This window comes from Lentzea sp. CA-135723 (genome assembly GCF_050936595.1).
In the GTDB taxonomy this organism is placed as follows: Bacteria; Actinomycetota; Actinomycetes; order Mycobacteriales; family Pseudonocardiaceae; genus Lentzea.
Map to the genome: position 1 here is coordinate 3,309,842 of NZ_JBNJMK010000001.1, position 21,067 is coordinate 3,330,908.

20 protein-coding genes are annotated in these 21,067 nt (G+C 71.0%); 12 read left to right on the forward strand and 8 right to left on the reverse strand.

Annotation, left to right across the window (positions count from 1 at the left end; all coding sequences use genetic code 11):
- The first annotated feature begins 92 nt into the window (after positions 1-92).
- Positions 93-917 carry an alpha/beta fold hydrolase gene (locus ACQEU1_RS14285; protein ID WP_433200651.1) on the forward strand — a complete coding sequence of 275 codons (825 nt, stop codon included), beginning with the start codon at positions 93-95 and terminating at the stop codon, positions 915-917.
- A 53-nt stretch (positions 918-970) separates the two neighbouring features.
- Here the strand turns inward: ACQEU1_RS14285 and ACQEU1_RS14290 are convergent, their stop codons facing one another.
- The 5 genes from ACQEU1_RS14290 to ACQEU1_RS14310 form a co-directional block, all read right to left on the reverse strand.
- On the reverse strand, positions 971-3,028 hold the full coding sequence (locus tag ACQEU1_RS14290; protein WP_433200654.1) for a hypothetical protein: 2,058 nt from the start codon (positions 3,026-3,028) through the stop codon (positions 971-973).
- The gene (locus ACQEU1_RS14295) at positions 3,025-3,921 is read right to left on the reverse strand and encodes a hypothetical protein (protein ID WP_433200657.1); all 897 of its coding nucleotides are present in this window, start codon (positions 3,919-3,921) and stop codon (positions 3,025-3,027) included. Before ACQEU1_RS14295 ends, ACQEU1_RS14290 begins: the two co-directional genes overlap by 4 nt.
- A 241-nt stretch (positions 3,922-4,162) precedes the next feature.
- Positions 4,163-4,660, reverse strand: a complete 498-nt coding sequence (locus ACQEU1_RS14300; protein WP_433200660.1) for an NUDIX domain-containing protein — start codon at positions 4,658-4,660, stop codon at positions 4,163-4,165.
- A gap of 96 nt (positions 4,661-4,756) precedes the next feature.
- A complete protein-coding gene (locus ACQEU1_RS14305) occupies positions 4,757-5,461 on the reverse strand; it encodes an NUDIX hydrolase (RefSeq protein ID WP_433200663.1) in 705 nt (234 codons plus the stop codon).
- 99 nt (positions 5,462-5,560) lie between these two features.
- Positions 5,561-6,115, reverse strand: a complete 555-nt coding sequence (locus ACQEU1_RS14310; RefSeq protein WP_433200666.1) for an EF-hand domain-containing protein — start codon at positions 6,113-6,115, stop codon at positions 5,561-5,563.
- A 124-nt stretch (positions 6,116-6,239) separates the two neighbouring features.
- On the opposite strand from ACQEU1_RS14310, the gene map reads away from it, so the two are divergent.
- Positions 6,240-7,058: a type I methionyl aminopeptidase gene (gene map / locus ACQEU1_RS14315; protein ID WP_433200669.1), complete on the forward strand. Its 819-nt coding sequence runs from the start codon at positions 6,240-6,242 to the stop codon at positions 7,056-7,058.
- Here map and wecB read toward each other — a convergent pair whose 3' ends face one another.
- Entirely contained in the window at positions 7,059-8,150 is a 1,092-nt protein-coding gene (gene wecB / locus ACQEU1_RS14320; RefSeq protein WP_433200672.1) for a non-hydrolyzing UDP-N-acetylglucosamine 2-epimerase, read from the reverse strand.
- A 124-nt stretch (positions 8,151-8,274) separates the two neighbouring features.
- Here wecB and ACQEU1_RS14325 point away from each other — a divergent pair, with 124 nt between their 5' ends.
- The 10 genes from ACQEU1_RS14325 to ACQEU1_RS14370 are packed head-to-tail and all read left to right on the forward strand — an operon-like array spanning position 8,275 to position 18,222.
- On the forward strand, positions 8,275-9,099 hold the full coding sequence (locus ACQEU1_RS14325; RefSeq protein WP_433200675.1) for a hypothetical protein: 825 nt from the start codon (positions 8,275-8,277) through the stop codon (positions 9,097-9,099).
- Positions 9,096-10,028: a polysaccharide deacetylase family protein gene (locus ACQEU1_RS14330; protein ID WP_433200678.1), complete on the forward strand. Its 933-nt coding sequence runs from the start codon at positions 9,096-9,098 to the stop codon at positions 10,026-10,028. Before ACQEU1_RS14325 ends, ACQEU1_RS14330 begins: the two co-directional genes overlap by 4 nt.
- On the forward strand, positions 10,022-11,191 hold the full coding sequence (locus ACQEU1_RS14335; RefSeq protein ID WP_433200681.1) for an O-antigen ligase family protein: 1,170 nt from the start codon (positions 10,022-10,024) through the stop codon (positions 11,189-11,191). Before ACQEU1_RS14330 ends, ACQEU1_RS14335 begins: the two co-directional genes overlap by 7 nt.
- On the forward strand, positions 11,173-12,207 hold the full coding sequence (locus ACQEU1_RS14340; protein WP_433200684.1) for a glycosyltransferase: 1,035 nt from the start codon (positions 11,173-11,175) through the stop codon (positions 12,205-12,207). Before ACQEU1_RS14335 ends, ACQEU1_RS14340 begins: the two co-directional genes overlap by 19 nt.
- The gene (locus tag ACQEU1_RS14345) at positions 12,204-13,052 is read left to right on the forward strand and encodes a hypothetical protein (RefSeq protein ID WP_433200687.1); all 849 of its coding nucleotides are present in this window, start codon (positions 12,204-12,206) and stop codon (positions 13,050-13,052) included. Before ACQEU1_RS14340 ends, ACQEU1_RS14345 begins: the two co-directional genes overlap by 4 nt.
- Positions 13,049-13,429 (forward strand): hypothetical protein, encoded by a 381-nt coding sequence (locus ACQEU1_RS14350; RefSeq protein WP_433200690.1) that lies wholly within the window; start codon positions 13,049-13,051, stop codon positions 13,427-13,429. Before ACQEU1_RS14345 ends, ACQEU1_RS14350 begins: the two co-directional genes overlap by 4 nt.
- Positions 13,426-14,676, forward strand: coding sequence for a glycosyltransferase 87 family protein (locus tag ACQEU1_RS14355; RefSeq protein ID WP_433200693.1), 1,251 nt, complete (start codon positions 13,426-13,428; stop codon positions 14,674-14,676). The genes ACQEU1_RS14350 and ACQEU1_RS14355 overlap by 4 nt, the downstream gene beginning before the upstream one ends.
- On the forward strand, positions 14,673-16,073 hold the full coding sequence (locus ACQEU1_RS14360) for an oligosaccharide flippase family protein (RefSeq protein ID WP_433200696.1): 1,401 nt from the start codon (positions 14,673-14,675) through the stop codon (positions 16,071-16,073). The genes ACQEU1_RS14355 and ACQEU1_RS14360 overlap by 4 nt, the downstream gene beginning before the upstream one ends.
- A complete protein-coding gene (locus ACQEU1_RS14365) occupies positions 16,070-17,131 on the forward strand; it encodes a glycosyltransferase (RefSeq protein ID WP_433200699.1) in 1,062 nt (353 codons plus the stop codon). The genes ACQEU1_RS14360 and ACQEU1_RS14365 overlap by 4 nt, the downstream gene beginning before the upstream one ends.
- The gene (locus ACQEU1_RS14370; protein ID WP_433200702.1) at positions 17,128-18,222 is read left to right on the forward strand and encodes a glycosyltransferase family 4 protein; all 1,095 of its coding nucleotides are present in this window, start codon (positions 17,128-17,130) and stop codon (positions 18,220-18,222) included. The genes ACQEU1_RS14365 and ACQEU1_RS14370 overlap by 4 nt, the downstream gene beginning before the upstream one ends.
- Here ACQEU1_RS14370 and ACQEU1_RS14375 read toward each other — a convergent pair.
- Positions 18,203-19,441, reverse strand: a complete 1,239-nt coding sequence (locus ACQEU1_RS14375) for a putative glycoside hydrolase family 15 protein (RefSeq protein ID WP_433200705.1) — start codon at positions 19,439-19,441, stop codon at positions 18,203-18,205. The two genes, ACQEU1_RS14370 and ACQEU1_RS14375, sit on opposite strands and share 20 nt — an antisense overlap.
- Positions 19,420-20,862 (reverse strand): sugar transferase, encoded by a 1,443-nt coding sequence (locus tag ACQEU1_RS14380; RefSeq protein WP_433200708.1) that lies wholly within the window; start codon positions 20,860-20,862, stop codon positions 19,420-19,422. Before ACQEU1_RS14380 ends, ACQEU1_RS14375 begins: the two co-directional genes overlap by 22 nt.
- Between the last annotated feature and the right edge of the window lie 205 nt (positions 20,863-21,067).

Here is a 21,067-nt window from a genome sequence, read left to right on the forward strand (position 1 = left end):
GCGCGCCGGTCCAGTCATGTGACAGACCCTGTGACCGCGACGGTCGCAGCAGAGTTGCTCCCAACAGCAGCAACCCAGACAGGAGCAGGGCAATGCCGACGATCACCACCAAGGACGGCGTGGACATCTTCTACAAGGACTGGGGCACCGGTCAGCCGATCGTCTTCAGCCACGGCTGGCCGCTCTCGTCGGACGACTGGGACACCCAGATGCTGTTCTTCGTGCAGCAGGGCTACCGCGTCATCGCCCACGACCGCCGCGGCCACGGCCGTTCCGCCCAGGTCGCCGTCGGCCACGACATGGACCACTACGCGTCCGACCTGGCCGCCGTCACCGAACACCTCGACCTGCGCGACGCCATCCACGTCGGCCACTCCACCGGCGGCGGCGAGGTCATCCGCTACATCGCGAACCACGGCGAGTCCCGCGTCGCCAAGGCGGCGATCCTCGCGGCCATCCCGCCGCTGATGCTCAAGACCGAGGCCAACCCCGGCGGCCTGCCCATCGAGGTCTTCGACGACCTCCGCGCCCAGCTCGCCGCCAACCGCTCGGAGTTCTACCGCGCACTGCCGACCGGCCCGTTCTACGGCTTCAACCGCGACGGCGCCGAGGTCCGCGAGGCCCTCGTCCAGAACTGGTGGCGCCAGGGCATGATGGGCTCGGCCCTGGCGCACTACGAGGGCATCAAGGTGTTCTCGGAGTCGGACTTCACCGAGGACCTGCGCAAGATCACCGTCCCTGTCCTCGTGATGCACGGCGACGACGACCAGATCGTCCCGATCGCCGACGCGGCACTGCTTTCCGCGCCGTTGCTGAAGAACGGGACGCTGAAGGTGTACGAGGGCTACCCGCACGGCATGCCCACCACCCACGCGGACGTCATCAACGCGGACCTGCTGGAGTTCTTCCGGTCCTGAGTGGACAGTGCGAAGGGCTGGACGCGAGTCGGGGTCGCGTCCAGCCCCTCCGCTCACTCGTAGAAGTCCCGCGACCACTGCTCGCGGCGTGCCCTGTCCTTGGCCACCCAGTCGCCGCCCTCGGCGGCCGCCGTCTCCAGGATCGGCAGGCCCGTGTCGATGCCCGACGTCTGGAGCGCCACGATGAACAGCTCCGACTCGTCCTCCAAGGCCGAGTCGTCGGTGTTGCGGAAGTTCTCCGCGATCACGGTGATCTCCCTGCCCGTCACCAGCGTGAGGCAGAACTTGTGGCCTCGCAGCCGTTCCACCTCCCTGGTGCCGTCCCCCTCGCCGCGGGTCGCGCGGAAGCCGGACTCGACGACGCTCGCGTGGGCGAGGGAGGTGTAGGGGAAGACGGTTCGCCGTTCGTTGCGCGCCTCGCCGGTGAGGAAGTTCAGATCCACCCGCACCTCCCGCATGCCGCTCTGGGTGAGCAGGAAGATCTGCACCTCGTAGATCGAGTAGCGCGGTGGGCCGTGCAGCACGCGGGCGCGCTTGGCTCCGTCCGCCCCCTCCGTCATGACCACGTCCGTCACCAGATCGGTTTCGGTCAGGTTGTTGCGGCGGGCGAGGTCGTTCTTGAGGTAGATCTTGTCCAGCGCGAGCCAGCGGGCCATCTCGCTGTCGGACGGCCGGTCGGCGAGCAGTCGCACCCACTCCTCGTAGCCCTGGCTCTCGGCCTGGAAGAGCTGTTCGTCGTAGGAGCGGGCGAGTGCGCTCATGGCTTTCAGACCGCGGATCCTCGTTGCTCCCTTGACGACGAAGTACCCGGAGATCGCCAGGAAGATCGCCGCGCCGGCCGCGCCGGAGGCCGTCAGCACGACCAAGCCGAGGATGGCGAGGCCCATGCCGACGCGGTACCGGAGCGTGTCGCGGTCGGCCGGGCGGACGTCGACGTGGAGGAGCGCGTTGGTGCTCCAGCCCTTGGCGACCTGGCGGGCGTGCCACTGGGCCAGCCAGCTCACCTCGCTCGCCTGGACCTGCGCGTTGCCGTAGAGCTCGACGAGACGCTGTTTGAGGTGCGCCCGGATTCCCGACGTGTACCCGGGCCAGTCGCCCGCCACGTGCGGGCGGGCGTCGCTGAAGCGGCTGTCGACGATCCGGTGCACCTCCTTGACGAACTCGGTCCGCACCCAGTGGCCCGGTGACCGCGCCTCGGGTTGTCCCCGCAGCGGACCGACCTGACTCGCCCGCAGTTGCTGCCACAACGTCGTGCCGGCGCGCTGTCCGCCGTGGTGGATCAGGAGGACCGCTCCGCCGATCATCAACGGGAGGGCGAACACGACGCCGAACACCTGCGGTGCGCCGGCGAAGCTGCTGAGAAGTGCGAAGAGCGCGACGAAACCGCCGATGACGACGTGCTGCCAGGCTTTCGGTTCGGCCTTCGTGTCCGCTGCCGTGAACATGCGCGGCCTGGCCGGTTCCGCCTCGAAGAACTTCCACGCGCGGGCGGCGCGTCCGCCGGACATGCGCTGGGTGACGACGCGGTGGGCGTAGGCGCCGTTCAGCTTCGCCTGGATCACGCCGCGCTGGATCGCGCTCAGGTGCTGGTTGATCTCGTCCTGCCGCTCGGGCGGCAGCGCCCCGAACGCCGCGAGCACGTCGTCCAGGTCGTCGCGGTGACGTCCGGTCTGGCCCTCGACCTCGCCTCGTACCAGTCGCATGAGGCGCCACACCACGGCGAACGCCCGCTGCCACTCGTCGTCCGGCAGGGACTGCGCGATCTTGCGCGCGTCGTGGACCTTGCGGAACAGGTCGCTGTCCACGTCGCTGAACGAGCGGCCGCTCACGACGGAAAGCACGTAGTAGTAGGAACATTCCGTGGTGCGGAACTCCTCGCGCAGCAGACCCTCGAAGAGCGGTTCGGCCTTCAGGGAGACACCGGCGGCGAGGAAGTTGCGCGCGACCTCGTAGCGCCGCCGCGGCGGGTCACCCTTGTTGACGTGGTAGGTCGACGAGTGGTGGATCGTCGTCTCGCCGTAGTTGATGGTGTTCTGCTGACCGACGTTGGAGCCGGGTCCGGCGACGTTGTCCATGGTCGGCACCCACGTGCCGCCGTGCGGGTGGTTCATCGGTCGCCCCTCGTCAGGTTCATCGTGAACGCGCCGTTGTTCACGGCGTTCTGCTGGCCGACCGTGGCACCCTCGCGCGCCACGTTCCGGTTGGTGATCGGCGGTATCGGCTTCGGCCACTTCCCCGGCGCGGCAACGGAGGACGTGGCGTCATCGGGCACGGCGGCGGCCAGGGCGACCGTGAACGCGGCGGCGTTGCGCGCGGCGAGCCGCTGACTACCCCGGTCGTCCGTCACGGACTTGGTGCCGTCCGCGAAGTCGCTGATCCCGCGCACGGTCGCCGTGCCGATCCGGCCCGCGAGGTGGGCCGCCGAGGCGAACCCCGCGCTCTCCATCTCGATCGCGACGGCGTCGTTGAAGTTGTGGTGCAACGCCTGCGCGATCGGCGAGACCCTGGAGTTCAGCACCACGTCACCCGCCGCGATCGCCTCGAAGTGGACCTCCGGGACGGCCGCCTCACCGGGAGGCGCGAGCGGCTCGCACCACGCACGGGTGCGGTGGATCCTGCGCGCCAGCTGCTCCAGCTCGTGCGAGATCTCCCAGGAACGCGGTCGCACCAGGAAGTTCTCGTCCTCGCTCTTGCCACCGTGGTACGCGTGGACCTTGGTCGCCACCACGACGTCACCGATGGCGAGCTTGGACCGCAGCGCTCCGGCGATCCCGGCGAACAGCACCGCGGACGGCGAGAACTCGGCGATCGCCCGTTCCGTGAGGGTGGCCGCGGCCAGCGTCCCCTGCCCCGTCACCCCCAGCGCGACCTGCCGGTCAGGCCGGCCGACGAGCGTGCCGACGTCGAACAACGTGCCCTGGGCGTGCCGGTGCTCGCGCACGTCCACCAGGTGCTCCAGCACCGCTTCCTGCTCGACCGCCAACGCGGTCAGAATCACGATCATCGTTTCACCCCAAGACGATCCCGCCAGCGCGGATCGTTTCTACGCACGACGAAGAAGCGGTGGCGAGCCCGCGAACGGCCGGTTCGTTCAGGTGAGAACTGGTGGAGACAGCACCCACCGCAAGTGGGTGTGGAACAAGGGATCGCGGGACAACGGCCCGCGGCGCGGAGGAGACTAACGCTGCCGCGCGGCAGCCGTCAAACGTTCCGGCGTCTCCGCCGATCCGCTCCGAAGTGGACGGTCAGGAGCCGGAAAAGTGGACATCCGTCAGGGATTCCACTTGATGACGAAAGCCGAACCGCTTGAAGGCCGCGTCCGAGACGATGGCGCGGTGGTCGAACGCGACGGCGGTGTTCCCGCCGAAGAACTCCGTCAGCCCCACCCAGCGGGCAGCCGCGGCGTCCCCTCCGCCCACCGGAACGGGAGCACCGGGAAGATAGGCGTGGAACGCCACGCTCTCGATCATGCCCCGCGGATCGCGGCCGGGCCGGTTGTACCTCCCGAACCGCTTCAGCCGGTCGAGCGCCACCACGAGCCCGGTCTCCTCGCGGAGCTCGCGCACCGCCGCGTCCGCCACCCTCTCTCCCGCCTCGACGAACCCGCCGGGTAACGCGAGCGCGCCGCGGAACGGGTCCTTTCCGCGCTGCACCAGGAGAATCGCCAGCACACCTCCCTGCTTCGTGAACAACACGACGTCCGCGGTTAGCCGACCGCGGCGCGGTTCCGTGTCATCAGCCATGCGGCCAGGCTAGGTTATTGTCAGATCGACATCAAGTGGTTTGACAACGAAACATCGTTATTACAAGCCAATTGTCAAACTGACATGAACCAGCGCTCAGGAGCCGGTCGCCCGCGGTCGCATCATCGGCGGCGACAGCGCGACGGCGTCACCCGCCCGGTACAGCGCCGCCGGCCTGCCGTTGGGGCTGGGCCGCTTCTCGCCGCTGGCCTCGACGAACCCGGCGGACTCGGTGACCTTGCGGTGGAAGTTCGGCTTGTCGAGCTCCACGCCCCACACCGCCTCGTACACCTCGCGAAGCTCACCGATCGTGAACTCCTCGGCGCAGAACGCCGTCGCGATCGTGCTGAACTGCAGCTCCGCCCGCGCCAGCTCGACGGCGTCGCGCAGGATCTCGTCGTGGTCGAACGCCAGCCCGGAGCGTTGCACGTCGGCCACCGGCAGCCAGTGGGCAGCCCGCGCGTCGGTCCCCGCGGCCGGCAGCGGCAGATCGGGCGCGATGGCCAGATAGGCGCACGTCACGACGCGGGGACGGCGCGGGTCGCGGTCGGGCGCCGAGTACACGCCCACCTGCTGGAGGTGCAGGTTCTTCGCGTCGAGACCGGTCTCCTCCGCCAGTTCGCGCGCCGCGGTCTCGTCGAGGCTCTCCTCGCCGCGAAGGAACCCGCCCGGCAACGCGAGCTGACCGACGAACGGTTCGTTGCCCCGCTCCACGGTCAGCACGCACAGGGCTCCGCCGCGGATGGTGAGGATCACGAGATCGGCGGTGAGCGCCACTGTCTGCCGAGGACGGCGGGTCATGGCGCGAAGCGTACAAGGCGACCGGAGCCGGCACCGTTCACTCGCCCGTCACCGCCTGGGAGCGCTCCGGCAGGCGGTGACGTCGAGAGCAGTACGCGATCAGGTGTGCTGCAGGGCCTTCGGGTACAGCCAGCTGCCGGGCGTGTCGTCCGCCGGGTTCGTGTAGTAGTCGCGCACCGCCGCCACGTACTCCTGCACGCTGATCGCCCCGTCCCCGTCCGTGTCGAGGTGCGCGAACGCCAGCCCGCACTCCTCCTCCGACAGCCCACGCGCGCGCAGCAGGACCTGGAACTCGCCCGCGTCCACCCGGCCGTCGCCGTTGGTGTCGGCGAGGTCGAGGAGCGAGGTGACGATCTCCAGGAGGTCCGCGTCGAACGGGCCGTGGTCCACGAAGGCCTCGATCATGGCCTCGCGGTACTCGTCCGGGCCGATCCGGCCGTCGCGGTCGGTGTCGCAGTGGTCGACCAGGAGCTCCCAGAAGCGGTCGTAGGCCTCGATCAGGTCGCGGCCGCGGTCCGAGGAGGCCGGTTCGCCGAACGCCTTGAGCAGGCGGTTCGCCAGTGCGTAGATGTCCGCCAGCTCGATGACGCCGTTGCGGTTGACGTCGTAGTGGGCGAAGGTCGAGTCGATCCTGTGCTGCAACACCTGCTTCATGACCTGGCACTGTGGTGACGGCACGGGGGTCGGCGCAACGCGCGTCCCACTCTTGGGTGGTGTTGTTCAGCCGGTTTCGCGACGGCGGTATAGTTATACCGGCAACCGCTGATGGAGGACCACGTTGATCGAGCTCAAGTCGCCGGCCGAGATAGAACGCATGCACGTCACCGGGCAGTTCATCGGGGAGGTGCTGGACGCGCTCGCCGAGAAGGCCGTGGTGGGCGTCAACCTGCTCGACCTCGAACACCACGCCCGGCAGATGCTGAAGGAGCGCGGCGCCGTGTCGTGCTACTGGGACTACTCGCCGTCGTTCGGCCGCGGGCCGTTCCGCAACGTGACGTGCCTGGCGGTCAACGACGCGGTCCTGCACGGCCTGCCGAAGGACTACGTGCTGCAGGACAGCGACGTGCTGACGATGGACATCGCCGTCACCATCGACGGGTGGGCCGCGGACTCGGCCATGACCGTCGTCGTCGGCACCGCGCGCGAGGAGGACCTGCGGCTGGTGAAGACCACCGAGATCGCACTGGCCGCGGCGATCGAGCAGGCGCAGGTCGGCAACCGCATCGGCGACATCTCGGCCGCCATCGGCGAGGTCTGCGCGCAGTTCGGCTACCGGCCCAACCTCGAGTTCGGCGGGCACGGCATCGGCCGCACGATGCACGAGGCGCCGCACATCTCCAACGACGGCAGGAAGCGGCACGGCATGAAGCTCCGCCCGGGCCTGACCGTCGCCATCGAACCGTGGCTGGCGGCCACCACCGACAAGATCATCTACGACGACGACGGCTGGACGCTGCGGTCGGCGGACGGCTCGCGCACGGCGCACTCCGAGCACACGGTCGCGATCACCGAGGACGGGCCGCTGGTGCTGACGCGGCGCAAGAGCGAACTGCAGAACGCCGCGAAGCCGGACTCGAACGAGGCGCGCACGCCCTAGCTACCGGAGCATCGCCCGGACGGCCTCGGCGATGAGCTCGGACGGCGACCCCGTGCCGTACGGGGACGGGATCTCGCGCAACGCCGCGCGGTGCCCGTCCACGTCGTCCAGCCACGCCAGCACCGAGGTGCCGACCAGCGGGCCGGGTGGGACGAGGGTGCCGAACGTGCCCTCGATCTCCGGGCGTTCCGTGCTCCGCCGCACGACCACGACCGGCCGCTTCAGGACGCTGACCTCCTCCTGGATGCCGCCGGAGTCGGACACGATCACCGCGGCGGCGTGCGCGAGGGCCAGGAACGCGCGGTACGGCTGGGGGTCGATCACCTGGAGGCCGTGCAGCAGTGCCTCCAGGCCGAACGCGGTGACGCGCTGCGCGGTGCGGGGGTGCAGCGGCAGCACGACCGGGAGCGGCAGCCCGCCCAGTTCGCGCAGGACGATCTCCAGGTTGGTGGCGTCGTCCACGTTCTCCGGGCGGTGGATCGTGGCGAGCACGTACCCGTCCGGCTTCAGGCCGAGGTCACCCAGCACCACGTCCTGCTCGTCCTGGCACGGGAGCGCGTGGGCGAGCGCCTCGACGACGGTGTTGCCGGTGACGGCGATGCGGCCGTCGGCCACGCCTTCGGACAGGAGGTTGGTGCGGTTCAACGACGTCGGCGCGCAGCAGAGGTCGGAGAGGTGGTCGATGAGGACGCGGTTGTGCTCCTCCGGCATGGCGCGGTCGTAGCTGCGCAGGCCCGCCTCGACGTGCACCAGCGGCACGTCGCAGGCGTTGGCGGCCAACGCTCCCGCCAGCGCGGACGTCGTGTCGCCCTGCACGATCACGGCCGCCGGGCGTTCCGCGGCGAGCACCTCGTCCACGGCGGAGACCGCGCGGCCGAGCTGGTCGCCCCGGCGCAGGCCGCCGAGCCTCAGTTCGTGGAAGCCGCCCGGTTCCGGCACATCGCGGCGGATGAGCGAGTACATCGAGCGGTCGTAGTGCTGGCCGGTGTAGATCATGGTGCACGCGCTGCCGAAGTGTTCGACGAGCGGCGCGAGTTTGATCAGTTCCGGTCTTGTGCCGCAGACGATCGTCACGGTGTTCGTTTCCCGCACCGCGGCAAGGTACTTCATCGATCTTGGCCAAACCGGGCAAATCCCGCTCACGTTCACCCGAAAGAGTTGCCTGGGATATCGCTCGAAAGTGTTGCGCCCCAAGCGTGTCGTACTGTCCGGGCCCATGTCCGGTCATCTGGCCCTCGCCGTGTCCACTGTCCTCTACGGCCTGGGGATAGTCGCGCAGACCGTCGCCGCGCGCAGGGCCGACGAACGTCCCGGCGCCGGGGTGGGCCTGCTCGCCCGCCTCGCCACGGATCGCCTGTACCTGCTGGGTTTCACCGGCCAGGTCGGCGGTTTCCTGTTCGCGTTCCTGGCCCGCGCGGACCTGCCGCTCTACCTGGTGCAGGCGGGGTCGTCGAGCGCGGTCGGCCTGGCGACGGTGATCGGCGTGCTGCTGCTCGGCTGGCGGATCCGGAGGGTCGAGATCGCGGTGCTGGTGGTGATGGCGTGCGGCCTGCTGTTGCTGACGGGGGCGGCGGCGCCGTCGACGGCCCGTGAGCTGCCGCTGGTGCCCGCGCTGGTGGTGCTGGGGCTGCTGACCTTGGCCGTGCTGCCGCTGGCGCGCACGTTCAGGACGCTGACGCCGGTGCTCGCCGGTGTCGCGTTCGCCGTGGTGGCGGTGGCCGCGCGCAACGTCGCCGGCAAGCCGGTGCTGGACCTCGTGCTGCACCCGCTGACGTGGGTGATGGTGCTCGGGGCGTTCGTCGGGCAGGCGTGTCTCGCCACCGCGTTGCAGCGTGGTTCGGCCACCTCAGCGGTGGCTTCGATGGACGCGACGACCGTGGTGATCGGCTCCGCCGCCGGGCTCGCGTTGATGGGCGACCAGATCACCCCGGGACGTGAGTGGTGGGTCGTGCTCGGCGTGCTGCTGGTGGTGTCGGGCGTGCTGGTGCTGGGGAAGGCGTCGGCCAAGGCTCCGTCGCTGGTCTCGGTCGGTGAGCGGTGAAGCCGGTCGCGAGCGTCTCGCTGGATCTCGACAACCTGTGGGCGTACCTGCGCACGCACGGCGATCCCGCCTGGGAGAGCCGCCCGAGCTTTCTCACCTCCGCCGTACCTCGCCTGGTGGACGTGCTCGGCGAACAACGGTTGACCACAACGGTTTTCGTGGTCGGGGCGGACGCCGAACGCGATGACGGCGCGGCCGCGGTGTCGTCGCTGGTCGCCGCCGGCCACGAGATCGCGAACCACTCCTTCTGGCACCAGCCGTGGCTGCACCGGTTCTCCGACGAGGAGGTCGAGAAGGAGGTCATGCGCGCCGAGGAGGCGATCATGGCGGCCGGTGCTCCCCAGCCCGTGGGGTTCCGCGGGCCCGGCTACAGCGTGACGCCGGCGTTGCTCGACGTGCTGCACCGGCGTGGTTACCAGTACGACGCGAGCGTGCTGCCGACGTGGATCGGGCCACTCGCGCGGGCGTACCACAACCGGACGGCCAGCTCGACGGACGGCGGTGAGGACCTGTTCGGCGGGTTCGGCAAGGTCCGCTCCCCCAACACCGCGTTCCGCTGGCGGGGCGGCGTGGTCGAGCTGCCGGTGACGACGATGCCGTTGCTGCGCGTGCCGATCCACGGCGCGTACCTGCTCCAGCTGCACCAGGTCTCGCCCCGGCTCGCCCGCGCGTACTTCTCGTCGGCGTTGCGCTTGTGCCTGCTGCGCAAGGTCTCCCCGTCGTTGCTGCTGCACCCGACCGACGTGCTGTCCGCCGCCGAGGCGCCGGGGATGGAGTTCTTCCCCGGTATGGCGGTGCCCGGCGCGGAGAAGGTCGCGCTGCTCGGCTGGGTGTTGTCGTTGCTGCGCAAGCACTTCGACGTGGTCGGCACCGGCGCGCACGTCGCCGGGCTCGCTCGGCTGCGCGAACGGGACCCGGTCGCATGCTGACCCTCCTGCTGCGCGTCCTCGCCTGCGGGACCGTGGCGCTGGCCCCGCTGGAGGGGTACCTGCTGCAGGTGCACGGGCAGTCGGCGAAGGTCGTGCCCGCCTTGCTGATCGGCGTGTGGCTGGTGTCGTTGGTGCGCGAACGTCGTTTGCCCGCACCGCATCCGTTGCACCTGCTGGTCGCGTTGCTGGCGGTGGTGCTGCTGGCGACGTCCGCCGTGCACGTCGCCGAACCGTTCACGCTCGAGTACCTCGTGCGGTGGGTGCCGTTCCTGGTGATCACGGTGGTGCTGGCCGACGTGGCCGCGCGGGCGGTGCCGGTCCGGTTGCTGCTGGCGGGGGCGGTGGCGGGCGCGGTCGTGGCCGCCGCTGGCGGGTTGTGCAGCGTGGTGAGCGGCTCGTTGCGCGCCACCGGGCCGTTGGAGGATCCGAACGACCTGGCGTTCTTCCTGGTGGCCGCGTTGCCGTTGCTGGTGGCGCTGCCCGCGCGGGGCCGGTCCCGGGTCGTGCTGCTGGTGCTCGGCGCCGTGCTGGTGGCGGGGGCGGCGGCGACGTTCTCGCGGGGCGGCGGCATCGCGTTGGGCTGCGCGCTGGTGTGGCTGATCGCACGGCGCGGGCTGCCGGTGCGCGCGGTGGTGGTGACGGCCGCCGTCACGGGCGTGGCGGCGCTGGTGTTCGCGTCGACCGCGCAGGCCGAGCTGGCGCGGGCGTTCCAGGAGAAGAGCCACATCGCGGGGACCAACGCCGACACCAGGATGCTGCGGTGGCAGGCGGCCTCGCGGATGCTCGCCGACGACCCGCTGCTCGGGGTCGGGCCGGGCGGGTTCCGGCAGGAGTACGCGGCGGCCGGGCACAACGCGGAGATCGACGAGCAGACACCGGTGGCGCACAACCTCTTCCTGGAAGTGGCGGCGGAGCTGGGGATCCCGGGCTTCCTGCTGCTGATCGGGTTGGTCGCGGTGGGTTTCGTGGCGTCGGAACGGGCTTGGCGGCGCGGTGACCTCCGGCGCGAGGCCGTCGCGGTGCAGGCCGCCCTGATCGCCGTGCTGGTGGCCTCGATCTTCCTGTCCGAGCAGTACTACCTGCCGCTGTGGTCGCTCGTCGCGATCGCGGTGGCCCTCGAACAGCGTTCCCTGAAGGAGAACCGATGCGCGTCCTCCACGTGATCAGCGAGATGGGCGCGGGCGGCGCGGAGGCGCTCGTGGCCGGGATGGCCGCGACCGGCGGTGACGTCGGCTGGGAGTCGGCGGTCGCCTGCGGCGGCGGGTTCCGGGTCGAGGCGTTGCGGGCGGCGGGGATTCCCGTGTTCGACGTGCCGGTGGCGCGGCGGTCACCGGCCGGGGTGCTGAAGGCCGCCGCGGCCGTGCGGGTGGCGGTGCGGCGGTTCCGGCCCGACATCGTGGTGGCGCACAACGTCTCCGCCTCGCTCGTGGCCCGGCTGGCCTCGCCTCGGCGGAAGGTCGTCACCGTGTTCCACGGGGTGGCCGAGGCCGAGGTCGGGTCGGCCGCGAAGGTGCTGAACCGGGTGTCGTCGACGGTCGTGACGGTGGCGGACGCCGCCGCGCGCAAGCTCACCGACGCCGGGCTGAAGAACGTGACCGTGATCCCCAACGCCGTGTTCCCCACGGTGCCGTCGGCTGATCGGGCGACGGTGCGGGCCCGGCTCGGCACCGGCGTGAACGTCCCGGTGGCGTTGTGCCCGGCCCGGCTGGAACCGCAGAAGCGGCACGACGTGCTGCTGGAGGCGTGGGCCCAGGTTCCCGGCGACGCCGAGCTGTGGCTGGCCGGCGACGGAAGTCTGCGGGCCTCGCTGGAGGCCGCCGCTCCCGCCAGGGTGCGGTTCCTGGGGACGCGCACCGACGTGCGGGACCTGCTGGAGGCGGCCGACGTCACCGTGCTCACCAGCGACTGGGAGGGCATGCCGATCGCGCTGCTCGAGTCGCTGGCGGCGAACCGCCCCGTGGTCGCGTCCGATGTGGACGGAGTGCGGGAGGTGCTGGCCGGGGGCGGCGGGGTGCTGGTGCCTCGCCGGAGCCCGGCGCAGACCGCGAAGGCCTTGCGGGGCCTGCTCTTCTCCTCCGCTGCTCGTTCGGTGGCCGCGTCGCACGACGGGTCGGCCGACGCGCACACCCTGATGAAGTCCTACGACGAACTTCTCCGTACCGTCCTGGAGGGACGATGAAGGCTCCCCGAGCTCTGGTGGAAGGCCTGGTCGCCGCCGTGCTGGTAGGCGCGGCCGTGCTGGCGGCCGTGGCGATGCGCGACGGCGTCGCGGAAGGGCGGCTGACGCTGCTCGCCACCCCGGCTGCCCCGGACAGCGCCCAGTTCGGCGAGGTGACGTCGCTGGCGGCGCCCGCCGTGGTGCAGCTGGTGCGCAGCCCCTCGGTGCTGGACGCGGCGGCCAAGGCGGCGCAGACCTCGCCCGAACGGCTGGCCGACGCCATCGCCGTCGAATTGGTGCCCGCCTCTGGCGTCGCCCGCATCTCGGTGCGAGCCGACTCCGCGGACCACGCCGGCAAGGCCGTCACGGCGGTGACGCAGGCCGTGATCGACGCGGACCTGCTGGCCCCGGCGGCGAAGTTCCGCCTGCTCGACCCCCGCCCCGAGACGAGCCAGGTGTCGCCGGACCTGCGCCTCGCGACCGGCCTCGCGCTGGTGGCGGCGGTCATCGCGGGCGTGGCCGTCTTCGCGTTGCGGCGCCTGCGGTCCAACCCGGTGCGCGCCTCGCTCGCCACCGCCGGCATCACGCACCCCGTGGTGGTGGCGGACGACGACGACCCGGCCCTCACCGAACGGCTGACCACGCTGTGCGTGGCGGCGGCACGGCCGGTGAAGGTGCTGGCGGCGAGCCCCGAGCTGCGGGAACGCGCGGAGAAGCTCGCGCTGTCGTTGCCGGACAAGGCCTCCGAGCCGGCGGAGGGAACGGCCGTGATCGCGGTGACGTCCCGGGAGAAGCGCGACGACCTGGCCCCGGCGCTCGCGGTGCTGCCGGCGTCGGCGGTGCTGGTCGCGGTGGTGCTGGCATGACGCCCGCGACCACGGCCGGGCAGGTCGGGATCCCGGAGCAGGCCCGTCCGGCAACCGGCACGCCGAACCAGGCCAGGCAACCGGCCGCCACGCCCGCCGAGGCCCCGCCTGCAGCCACCACACCCGCCCAAACCCGACCGGCAGCCCCCACGCCCGCCGTCACTGCTGCCCCGGCCCCGCCCGCGGACGCCGAACCCGATCACCTCAGTCCCGTGACAGGCGTGATCAACATGGCCGACTACGCCCCTCTCGCGGTCACCCCCGCCCGCTGGCCCGTCGCCGCCACCGCGCTCGCCGCCCTGGCAGCACTGGCCGCGCTGGCGGCGGTCGTCGCGCTGGCGGCCACCTCCATCATCGTCGCGGTGGTGCCGGAGTGATCACCACGACCAACAGGGCCGGCCTCGCCAGGACCGTCGGCGTCGCCCTCGTCGCCGTGGCCGGGGTGCTCAGCGCGATCAGGGCGCTCAAGCCGTCGTGGGAGGTGCCGCTGCCCACCGAGGCCAACCTGCCGGAAGAACGCATGCAGGACTTCCGGGACGCGCTCTACTTCCCCATCAGGGAGTTCCTCAACGGCGGCAACCCGTACGACCCCGCGGTGATGTTCGACCACTGGCCGGTGCGGCAGAACTTCAACCTCTACCAGCCCTACCACCTCGTGCTGCACCTGCCGTTCGCGCTGCCCGAGTACCGGGTCGGGGCGGTGGCGTTCGCACTCGCCTGCCTGGTGCTGCTCGTCGGTCTCGCCGTCATGGCCGCCGGCCGGGCGAAGCTGCCGGTGGTCGCGGGCACGGTGGTGATCGGCACGCTGCTGGTGACGAGCCAGGTCGGCAAGGCGCAGATGTACGTCGGGCAGGTCAACCCGCTGATCGCGGTGGGGGCGGCCGGGGCCCTCCTCCTGCGCACCAGGAGTCCGGCGTGGGCTTCGGCGGCGCTGGCGTTGGCGTGGCTGAAGCCGCAGTTCGGGCTTCCGTTGGCGCTGCTGCTCTTCGTCCGGGGTGACCGGAGGGTCGCGTTGATGGGCACGGGGATCGCGGCACTGGCCAGTGTGCCGGTGGCGGCGTTGCTGATCGTGCGAGGCGGCGGGATCGGGGCGTTCCTCGACGTGGTCGAGCGCAACCTCGCCTGGGCCAGTCACACCGGGTACGGCGCGGTCGACTCCATGACGGCGCAACGGATCGACCTGCCCGCCGTCTTCTTCCGCACGACCGGGTGGCTGCCACCGGCCGCCGAACTCCTGGCTCTCATTGGTGTTCTGGCCGCGACGGCGTTGCTCGCGCGCGCGCTCGACCGCACCGAGAACGGGGAACCCGTCGCGGACCTGCTCATCTGCCTCGGCATCGTCGTGGCGCTGGTGCACCAGCCGGGCGACGTGCTGATCGCGGTGCCGGCGATGACCGCGCTGGCCGTCCTCGCCTGGAAGCGGCGGAGCGAGAGCCACTGGCGGTGGGCCGGGATCGCGACGCTGTTGCTCGCCGTTCCGTTCGCCCACCTCTACTTCGTGAACACGGCCGTCAAGGCCACGCTCGGGGCACGCGCCGACGTGACGCTGGACGGGCTCGCGGTGGTGGCGGCCTGGGTGGTGCTCGTGGTGTTCGCGACGCGGCACGTGCGGCGCGCGGCATGACGGACGTGGCGGTGCGGGGGTCGCTGTGGCTCTTCGCGGTCAACCTGGTGAGCAAGAGCAGCCAGATCGTGGTGACCCTCGCGCTCGCCCTGTTCCTCAGCGAGAAGGACCTCGGCGCGGTGGCGCTGGTGGTGTCGGTCGTCAACATCGGCCAGGTCGTCCAGGCGATGGGTGTCTACGACATCGTCAGCCGCACGACCCGCGACCCGCTCCGCACGGCCGGAACGGTCCTCACGATGAGCGTCGCGGCCGGAACCGTCCTGGCCGCGGCCGTCGCCATCGCCGCCGACCCCATCGCGGCGGCACTCGGAGCACCGGAGGCCGCCGGGATGTTGCGGCTCGCCGCGCTCACCCTGCCGTTCACGGCGGCGGGCGGCGTGCAGATGGCGTTGATGCACCGCGACCTCGACTTCCGCCGCCGCATGCTCCCCGACGCGGGCGGCATGCTCATCGGCGCGGCGGTCACCGTGACCCTCGCCTCCCAGGGCAACGGGCCCGCGGCGCTGGTGATCGGCCTGCTCTGCACCGCGGTCGCCCAGCCCGTCCTGGCCGCCGTCGCGGGGGCACGGATCCGCCCCACCTGGGACGGAGAGGCCGCGGCGGAAGCGGCGAAGTGGCTGGCGGTGGTCGGGCCGGGCGCGCTCATCGCCGTCCTGCTGATCAACGTCGACTACCTGGCGCTCGGCCACGTCCTCGGGCCGGAGTCGGTCGGCGGCTACTCGCTCGCGTTCCGCATCGCCTGGGTCCCCTACATCATGATCGCGGTCGTGCTGGGCGGCGTGCTGTTCCCGATCTGCGCCGAGCTGGTCCGGAATGGACAGAGCGACCAGCTCCCGGACACCCTGCGCCGCTTCCTCGTCGCGACCCTGGTCGTCACCGGCGGCCTGTACGTCGCGGTCGCCCTGTCCGCGCACGGCATCGTCGTCCTCGGCGAGCAGTGGCGGGACGCGGCCGGGCTCCTGGTCCTGCTGTGCGGCTACGGCCTCGGCCTCGGCCTCCTGCACGTGACCTACCAGGTGATCAGGGCCGCCGGGCACGCCCGCCAGTACCTCGCCCTCGAAGCCACCCACCTCGTCGCCCTGCTGACCGCGCTCGTCTTCACGACCGAACGCGGCCCCGCGGCCGTTGCCACGACCCAGCTCGCCGTCGTGTGGCTGCTGGTACCGCTGACCTGGCTCGTGCTGAAGCGCAACGGCCTCGCGTTCCCCCTCCCGCTCAAGGCGCTCGGCAGCGTCGCGGCAGCCGCAATCGCTTGCGCGGCCCTGGACACAGTCCTCCCGGACAGCACGTCCCTGCCCGGCCTGATCGCCACCGCCCTGCTGCTGCTCGGCACCTACTGCGCGATCACCCTCCCCCTGAACCGCACCGTCCTCATCGGACTGAAGGAGCGCGCGTGAAGATCGTCCACGTGACGCAGCCGGTCGAGGCCGGAGTCGCCGCCGTCGTCCTCGACCTCGCCACGGCCCAGAAACAACGCGGCTGGAACGTCAGCATCGCCTGCCCGCCCACCGGTTGGCTGCCGGCACAGGCCAGGAAAGCCGGCATCCCGCTGCACCCCTGGCCCGCCACCCGCACCCCTGGCCCGAGCACGGCGAAAGAACTCCGCGCACTCCGCCGGATCCTCCCCGGCCACGACGTCGTCCACCTGCACAGCTCGAAGGCGGGCCTGGCCAGGCTGGTCCTGCGCGGCCGCACCCCGACGATCTTCCAGCCCCACCTGTGGTCGTTCCGCGTCGCCACCGGCCTGCTCAGCAGGGCCAGCAGGTTCTGGGAGGCCAGGGCGTCCCGCTGGACGACGGTCCTGCTCTGCGTCAGCGACGACGAACTGAAAGCAGGCAGGGAAGCGAAGATCACCGCCCAGGCCGAAGTCATCTGCAACGGCGTCGACACGAAACGCCTCCAGCCCCGGCCCAAACCCCACGACACGCCGACGGCGGTGTGCGTCGGCAGGCTCGCCCACCAGAAGGGCCAGGACCTGCTGCTCGAAGCCTGGCCCCAGGTGCTCGCCGCCGTCCCGGACGCCGAACTGGTCATCGTCGGCGACGGCCCGATGGCCGCCCAGCTCAAGGCCTCGAAACCCCGCAACACCCACTGGCACGGCCACAGCAGCAACGTCGGCGGCCACTACGCAGGCGCCGACGTCGTGGTCCTGCCGTCCCGCGCGGAGGGCATGGCACTGGTGCCGCTGGAAGCCATGGCCTGCGGACGGTCGGTCGTCGCGTTCGACGTCGAAGGCGTCCGCCAGAGCCTCGGCGACGCGGGCGAGGTCGTCCCGGAACAGGACACCAACGCGCTGGCGCAAGCGATTGCGCAGCGGCTGAAAGACCCGGAGCTCGCCGCCACCGAAGGAAAACGCGGCCGGATCCGCGCCGAGACCCTGTTCGACAAAGACCACATGACCAGCCGCATCGTGACGCTCACCGAGAAGCTGGTCGCCGAGGGAGGACCACGATGACACGGATCGCCTACCTGCTGACACAGGACAGCGGTGGCCCGGTGGACGTGACGGTGCGCCTGGCCGCCGCGCTCGCCAAGTCGGGCGACGCCGAGGTGCGCGTGTTCGGCCCGCGACCGAGGCGCGGCGCCGAGCTGATCGACCCGTACTTCGAAGAGACCCTGGTGCTGCGCAAGGGCGACATGGCCGCCGCACGGCAGGCGCGCGCCGCGATCAAGGCGTGGCGGCCGGACGTCGTGCACGCCCAGGACCGCAGGTCAGGCCTCGTCAGCGCGGCTCTCTCCACCAGCACGAAGATCGTGCACACCTACCACGGTGTGCCGGACGACGTGGCCGAGCCGTGGTTCCGCAACGTCCGCGGTGCCACCCCTCCCCCGCCCTACACCAGGGCGGTGCTGGCCGCCGACGCCGCCGTCGCCCGCGTCGTGCACCGGACCGTCGTGCCCGCCAGGGAGATGGGCCGGTTCCTGCGCGAACGCCTCTACGTGCCACCGCACCGCATGACCCACATCGACAACTGCGTCGAGGTCGGCGCCACGAACCCGCCCGCGAAGCCCGTCCGCAAGCTCGTGTTCGTCGGTCTCCTGGTGGAGCGCAAGGGGTTGCTCGACCTCCTCGACGCCCTGGAGACCACGATGCCGGAGGACGCCACCCTCACGGTCGTCGGCGACGGTCCGCAGAGGATGCAGGCGGAGGGCAGGGTCACCCGGCGCGGCCTCGCGGACCGGGTCGAGTTCCTGGGCTTCCGCAGCGACGTCCCCGAACTCCTGCTGGAGCACGACGCGCTGGTACTTCCGTCCACAATGGAACAGCAACCCCTGGTCGTGGCGGAGGCGATGGCGGCGGGCAAGCCCGTGCTCGCCACGGACACCGGTGGTGTCGCGGACATGCTGGGCATCCCCGGCGAGGACTGCCCGCGGCCTGGTGACGTCCCGGCGCTGGCCGCGAAGCTCCGCGCGCTCTTCGCCGACCCCGACCCCGCGAGCACCGGGCAGCGCCTCGCCACCAGGGCGCGGGAGCGGTTCACGCCCGAGGTCTGCGCGCGCCGGCACCTCGACCTCTACCGCAAGCTCACCGCTTCGGGCCGTTGACCAGCACCACGGCGTCCGCCGACGGCAGGTCGAGCTGCGCGGGCGCCGGTTCTCCGCGCACCGTCAGCAGTCCCGGCGGCGGCGTCAGCAGCACCGAGGTCTTCGTCGGGTTCACGGCCACCCACCCGCCGGTGTAGCGGCGGTTCCACACCCCGTTCGGCAGGCGGTTGGCCGTCTCGACCGCCTCGCCGAGCCGTGCGTCCTGGTAGATCGACCAGTACGGGTTCTTGTAGTCGGGCTGAGCGCGCGTCCAGCACGTGTGGGGGCTCGCGAGGAGCGCGGCCGAGGCGTACCCGACGCGTTCCTCCTTGTCCGACTTGGTGTGCGTGATGAGCAGCAGCCACGACTCGCCCAGCGCGGCCTGCGCGCGCTGCTCCTTGAACTGGTTGCCCTGGAACGTGATCAGCTCGCCGGTGCCGTCATCGCCCTGCAGGCCGAAGTTCTCCTCCATCGCGCCCGCGTACCGCGAGTGCGCCGTCCAGCGGCCGGGGGTGAGCTGCGACTCGGACACGTTGGGGACCAGCATCTTCCCGGCCTTCTCCAGGGCGTCGCCGGTGAGCTGCAGCATGCCGTCGAGGCCGTCGCGCAGCAGCCGGTCCGTGCCCGCGGGGTCGGCGGTCCCCGCGATCACCCCGGACGAGTAGTACCTGAGCGAGCTGAAGTCGTTGTCCGCCAGCACACCGTCCCAGCCCTCGCGGATCACCTCGTTCACGACCGCGTCCGACCACGCCTTCTGGTAGGCCGGGTCCCACACCGTCATCTGCCAGTGCTTCGGGTAGCCGTCCCACTCGATGCGCTTGCCGAGCGTGCTGATCGCGAACCACGACGGCTGCGTCTGCTCGGCCGCGTAGTACCCGACGCCCGTGGGCAGGTACTTCGCGTCCCTGTCGCCCTCGATCGCGCCGAAGTAGTTGCGGGTGCTGGAGAAGTCCTTGTACACCAGGACTTTGACCTTGGGGTTCAGCTCGTGGAGCTTGCGCATGGCCGCCGTCTCCCACGCGTTGAGCACGACGACGTCGTAGTGCTTCGCGGCGGCCCTGATCTCCCACGAGTTGGGCGAGTCACCGATCGCGTACCACCACGCGCAGGGCGCCAGCGCCTTCGGCGTCGGACCCGTGAGGATCGGTTCCGACTCGGCGGCGCTGACCGCACATGCACTCGAAAGAAGTACGAGAGCGACAGCGGCGAATCGACGAATCAGCGATTTCTCCGGCAACACAACTCACCCGCCGTCATGAGTAGAATCCGCAGGTCCAGCCACAACGACCAATTCGCGATGTAGTAGTTGTCGTACCGAGACCTGTCTGCGATGGAAGTGTCGCCCCGCAGACCGTGCACCTGGGCAAGTCCAGTCAAGCCGGTCGGAACGCGATGGCGCGCCCAATATAGCTCGTGAATAGCGGAAAACTCGCGAACGAAACCGGGACGCTCCGGGCGTGGCCCGACGACGCACATGTCGCCCCGCAGCACGTTCCACAGCTGGGGCAGCTCGTCCAGGGACGTGCGGCGCAGGAACCGGCCGACCGGGCCGACCCGCGCGTCGCCGGAGACGGACCACGTGACCTGCGAGTCGTCCTCGCCGGTCTGGCGGACGCTGCGGATCTTGTAGAGCGTGAACGTGCGGTCGTCCATGCCGACGCGGACCTGGCGGAAGAACAACGGCCTCCCGCTCTCGACCAGCACCGCCAGCGCGCACAGCCCGATCACCGGGGACAGCACGACCAGCGCGACGGCGGCCAGCACCAGGTCGGCGGCGCGCTTGATCCACCAGGTGGGCCTGCTGGTCGGGGCCGTGCCGAGGCGCATCAGCGGGTAGCTGCGCAGCCGTTCGATGCCGGGGCCGTCCGGGTGGAGCTCGTACATCCGCGGCACGACCAGCGTCGAGCAGCCGAGCCGGTGCGCGGTGATCGCGGCCTCGACCAGCGGTGAGTCCTTGGTGTGCGAGAACGCGAGCACGACGGTGCCCGCCTTGAGCCGCACGATCGCGTCGGCGAGGTCGCCGTCGACCACCTCCAGCAGTGGCGGCCTGCGGTCCGGATCGGGGCCGGAGTCGGCGAACGCGACCGGCCGCAGCCCGAACTGCGGGTGCTCCAGCATGGTCTTCGCGAGGTTCACGCCGACCTCGCCGGCGCCGACGATGATCGTCCGGTCGCAGCGGTCGAAGCGGCGGCGGCACCACCGGCCGAACGCGAGCACGCACCACCGGACGGGCTCGATGACCAGCGCGAACTCGATCATCGCCCACTGGACCTCCGCGAGCCGCGTCGCGTCGGAACCGCTGATCAGGCCCAGTCCGGACAGCAGCGCGAACGCCAGCGCGGTGCTCGCCGCGGACCGGGGCAGGTCCTGCAGCCAGGAGAGCCACAGCCTGCGCCGGTAGAGCCGCCAGGCTCCCCTGATCGTGAGCACCGCGGCCACGACCGCGCCGCTCCAGGCCCAGCCGAGGTCGTGCCGCACGCACAGCACGGCGAGCGCCACGCCGTCCGCGAGGGCGAGCAGGACCGCCACCGCGTTCACCCGGCTGAGCAGGTCCCTGCCCACCGAGGACGGCTTGAGGGGCCGCTGCGCGGGGCGCCGGAGATCGGCCTCGTGCTCGACGAGCGGGTCAGCTGGAACGGCAACCGCCGAGAATCGCCTCATGGGAAGATCATCCGATCGAAGGAGTTGTGGTCGCAGGTGCGCACGAAAGAGTGAATGAACAGCGAGAAATCATCTCTTCGGGTATCAAATTTCCCTCTTCAGTGGCACTTGTGTACGCGGTCGGTGAGGTTTCGACGTTGTTCCTGCCCTGAACTCACCCAGGGCCCGCCTCAAAGCTTTAGCACGCCGTGTCAATAATTCACGC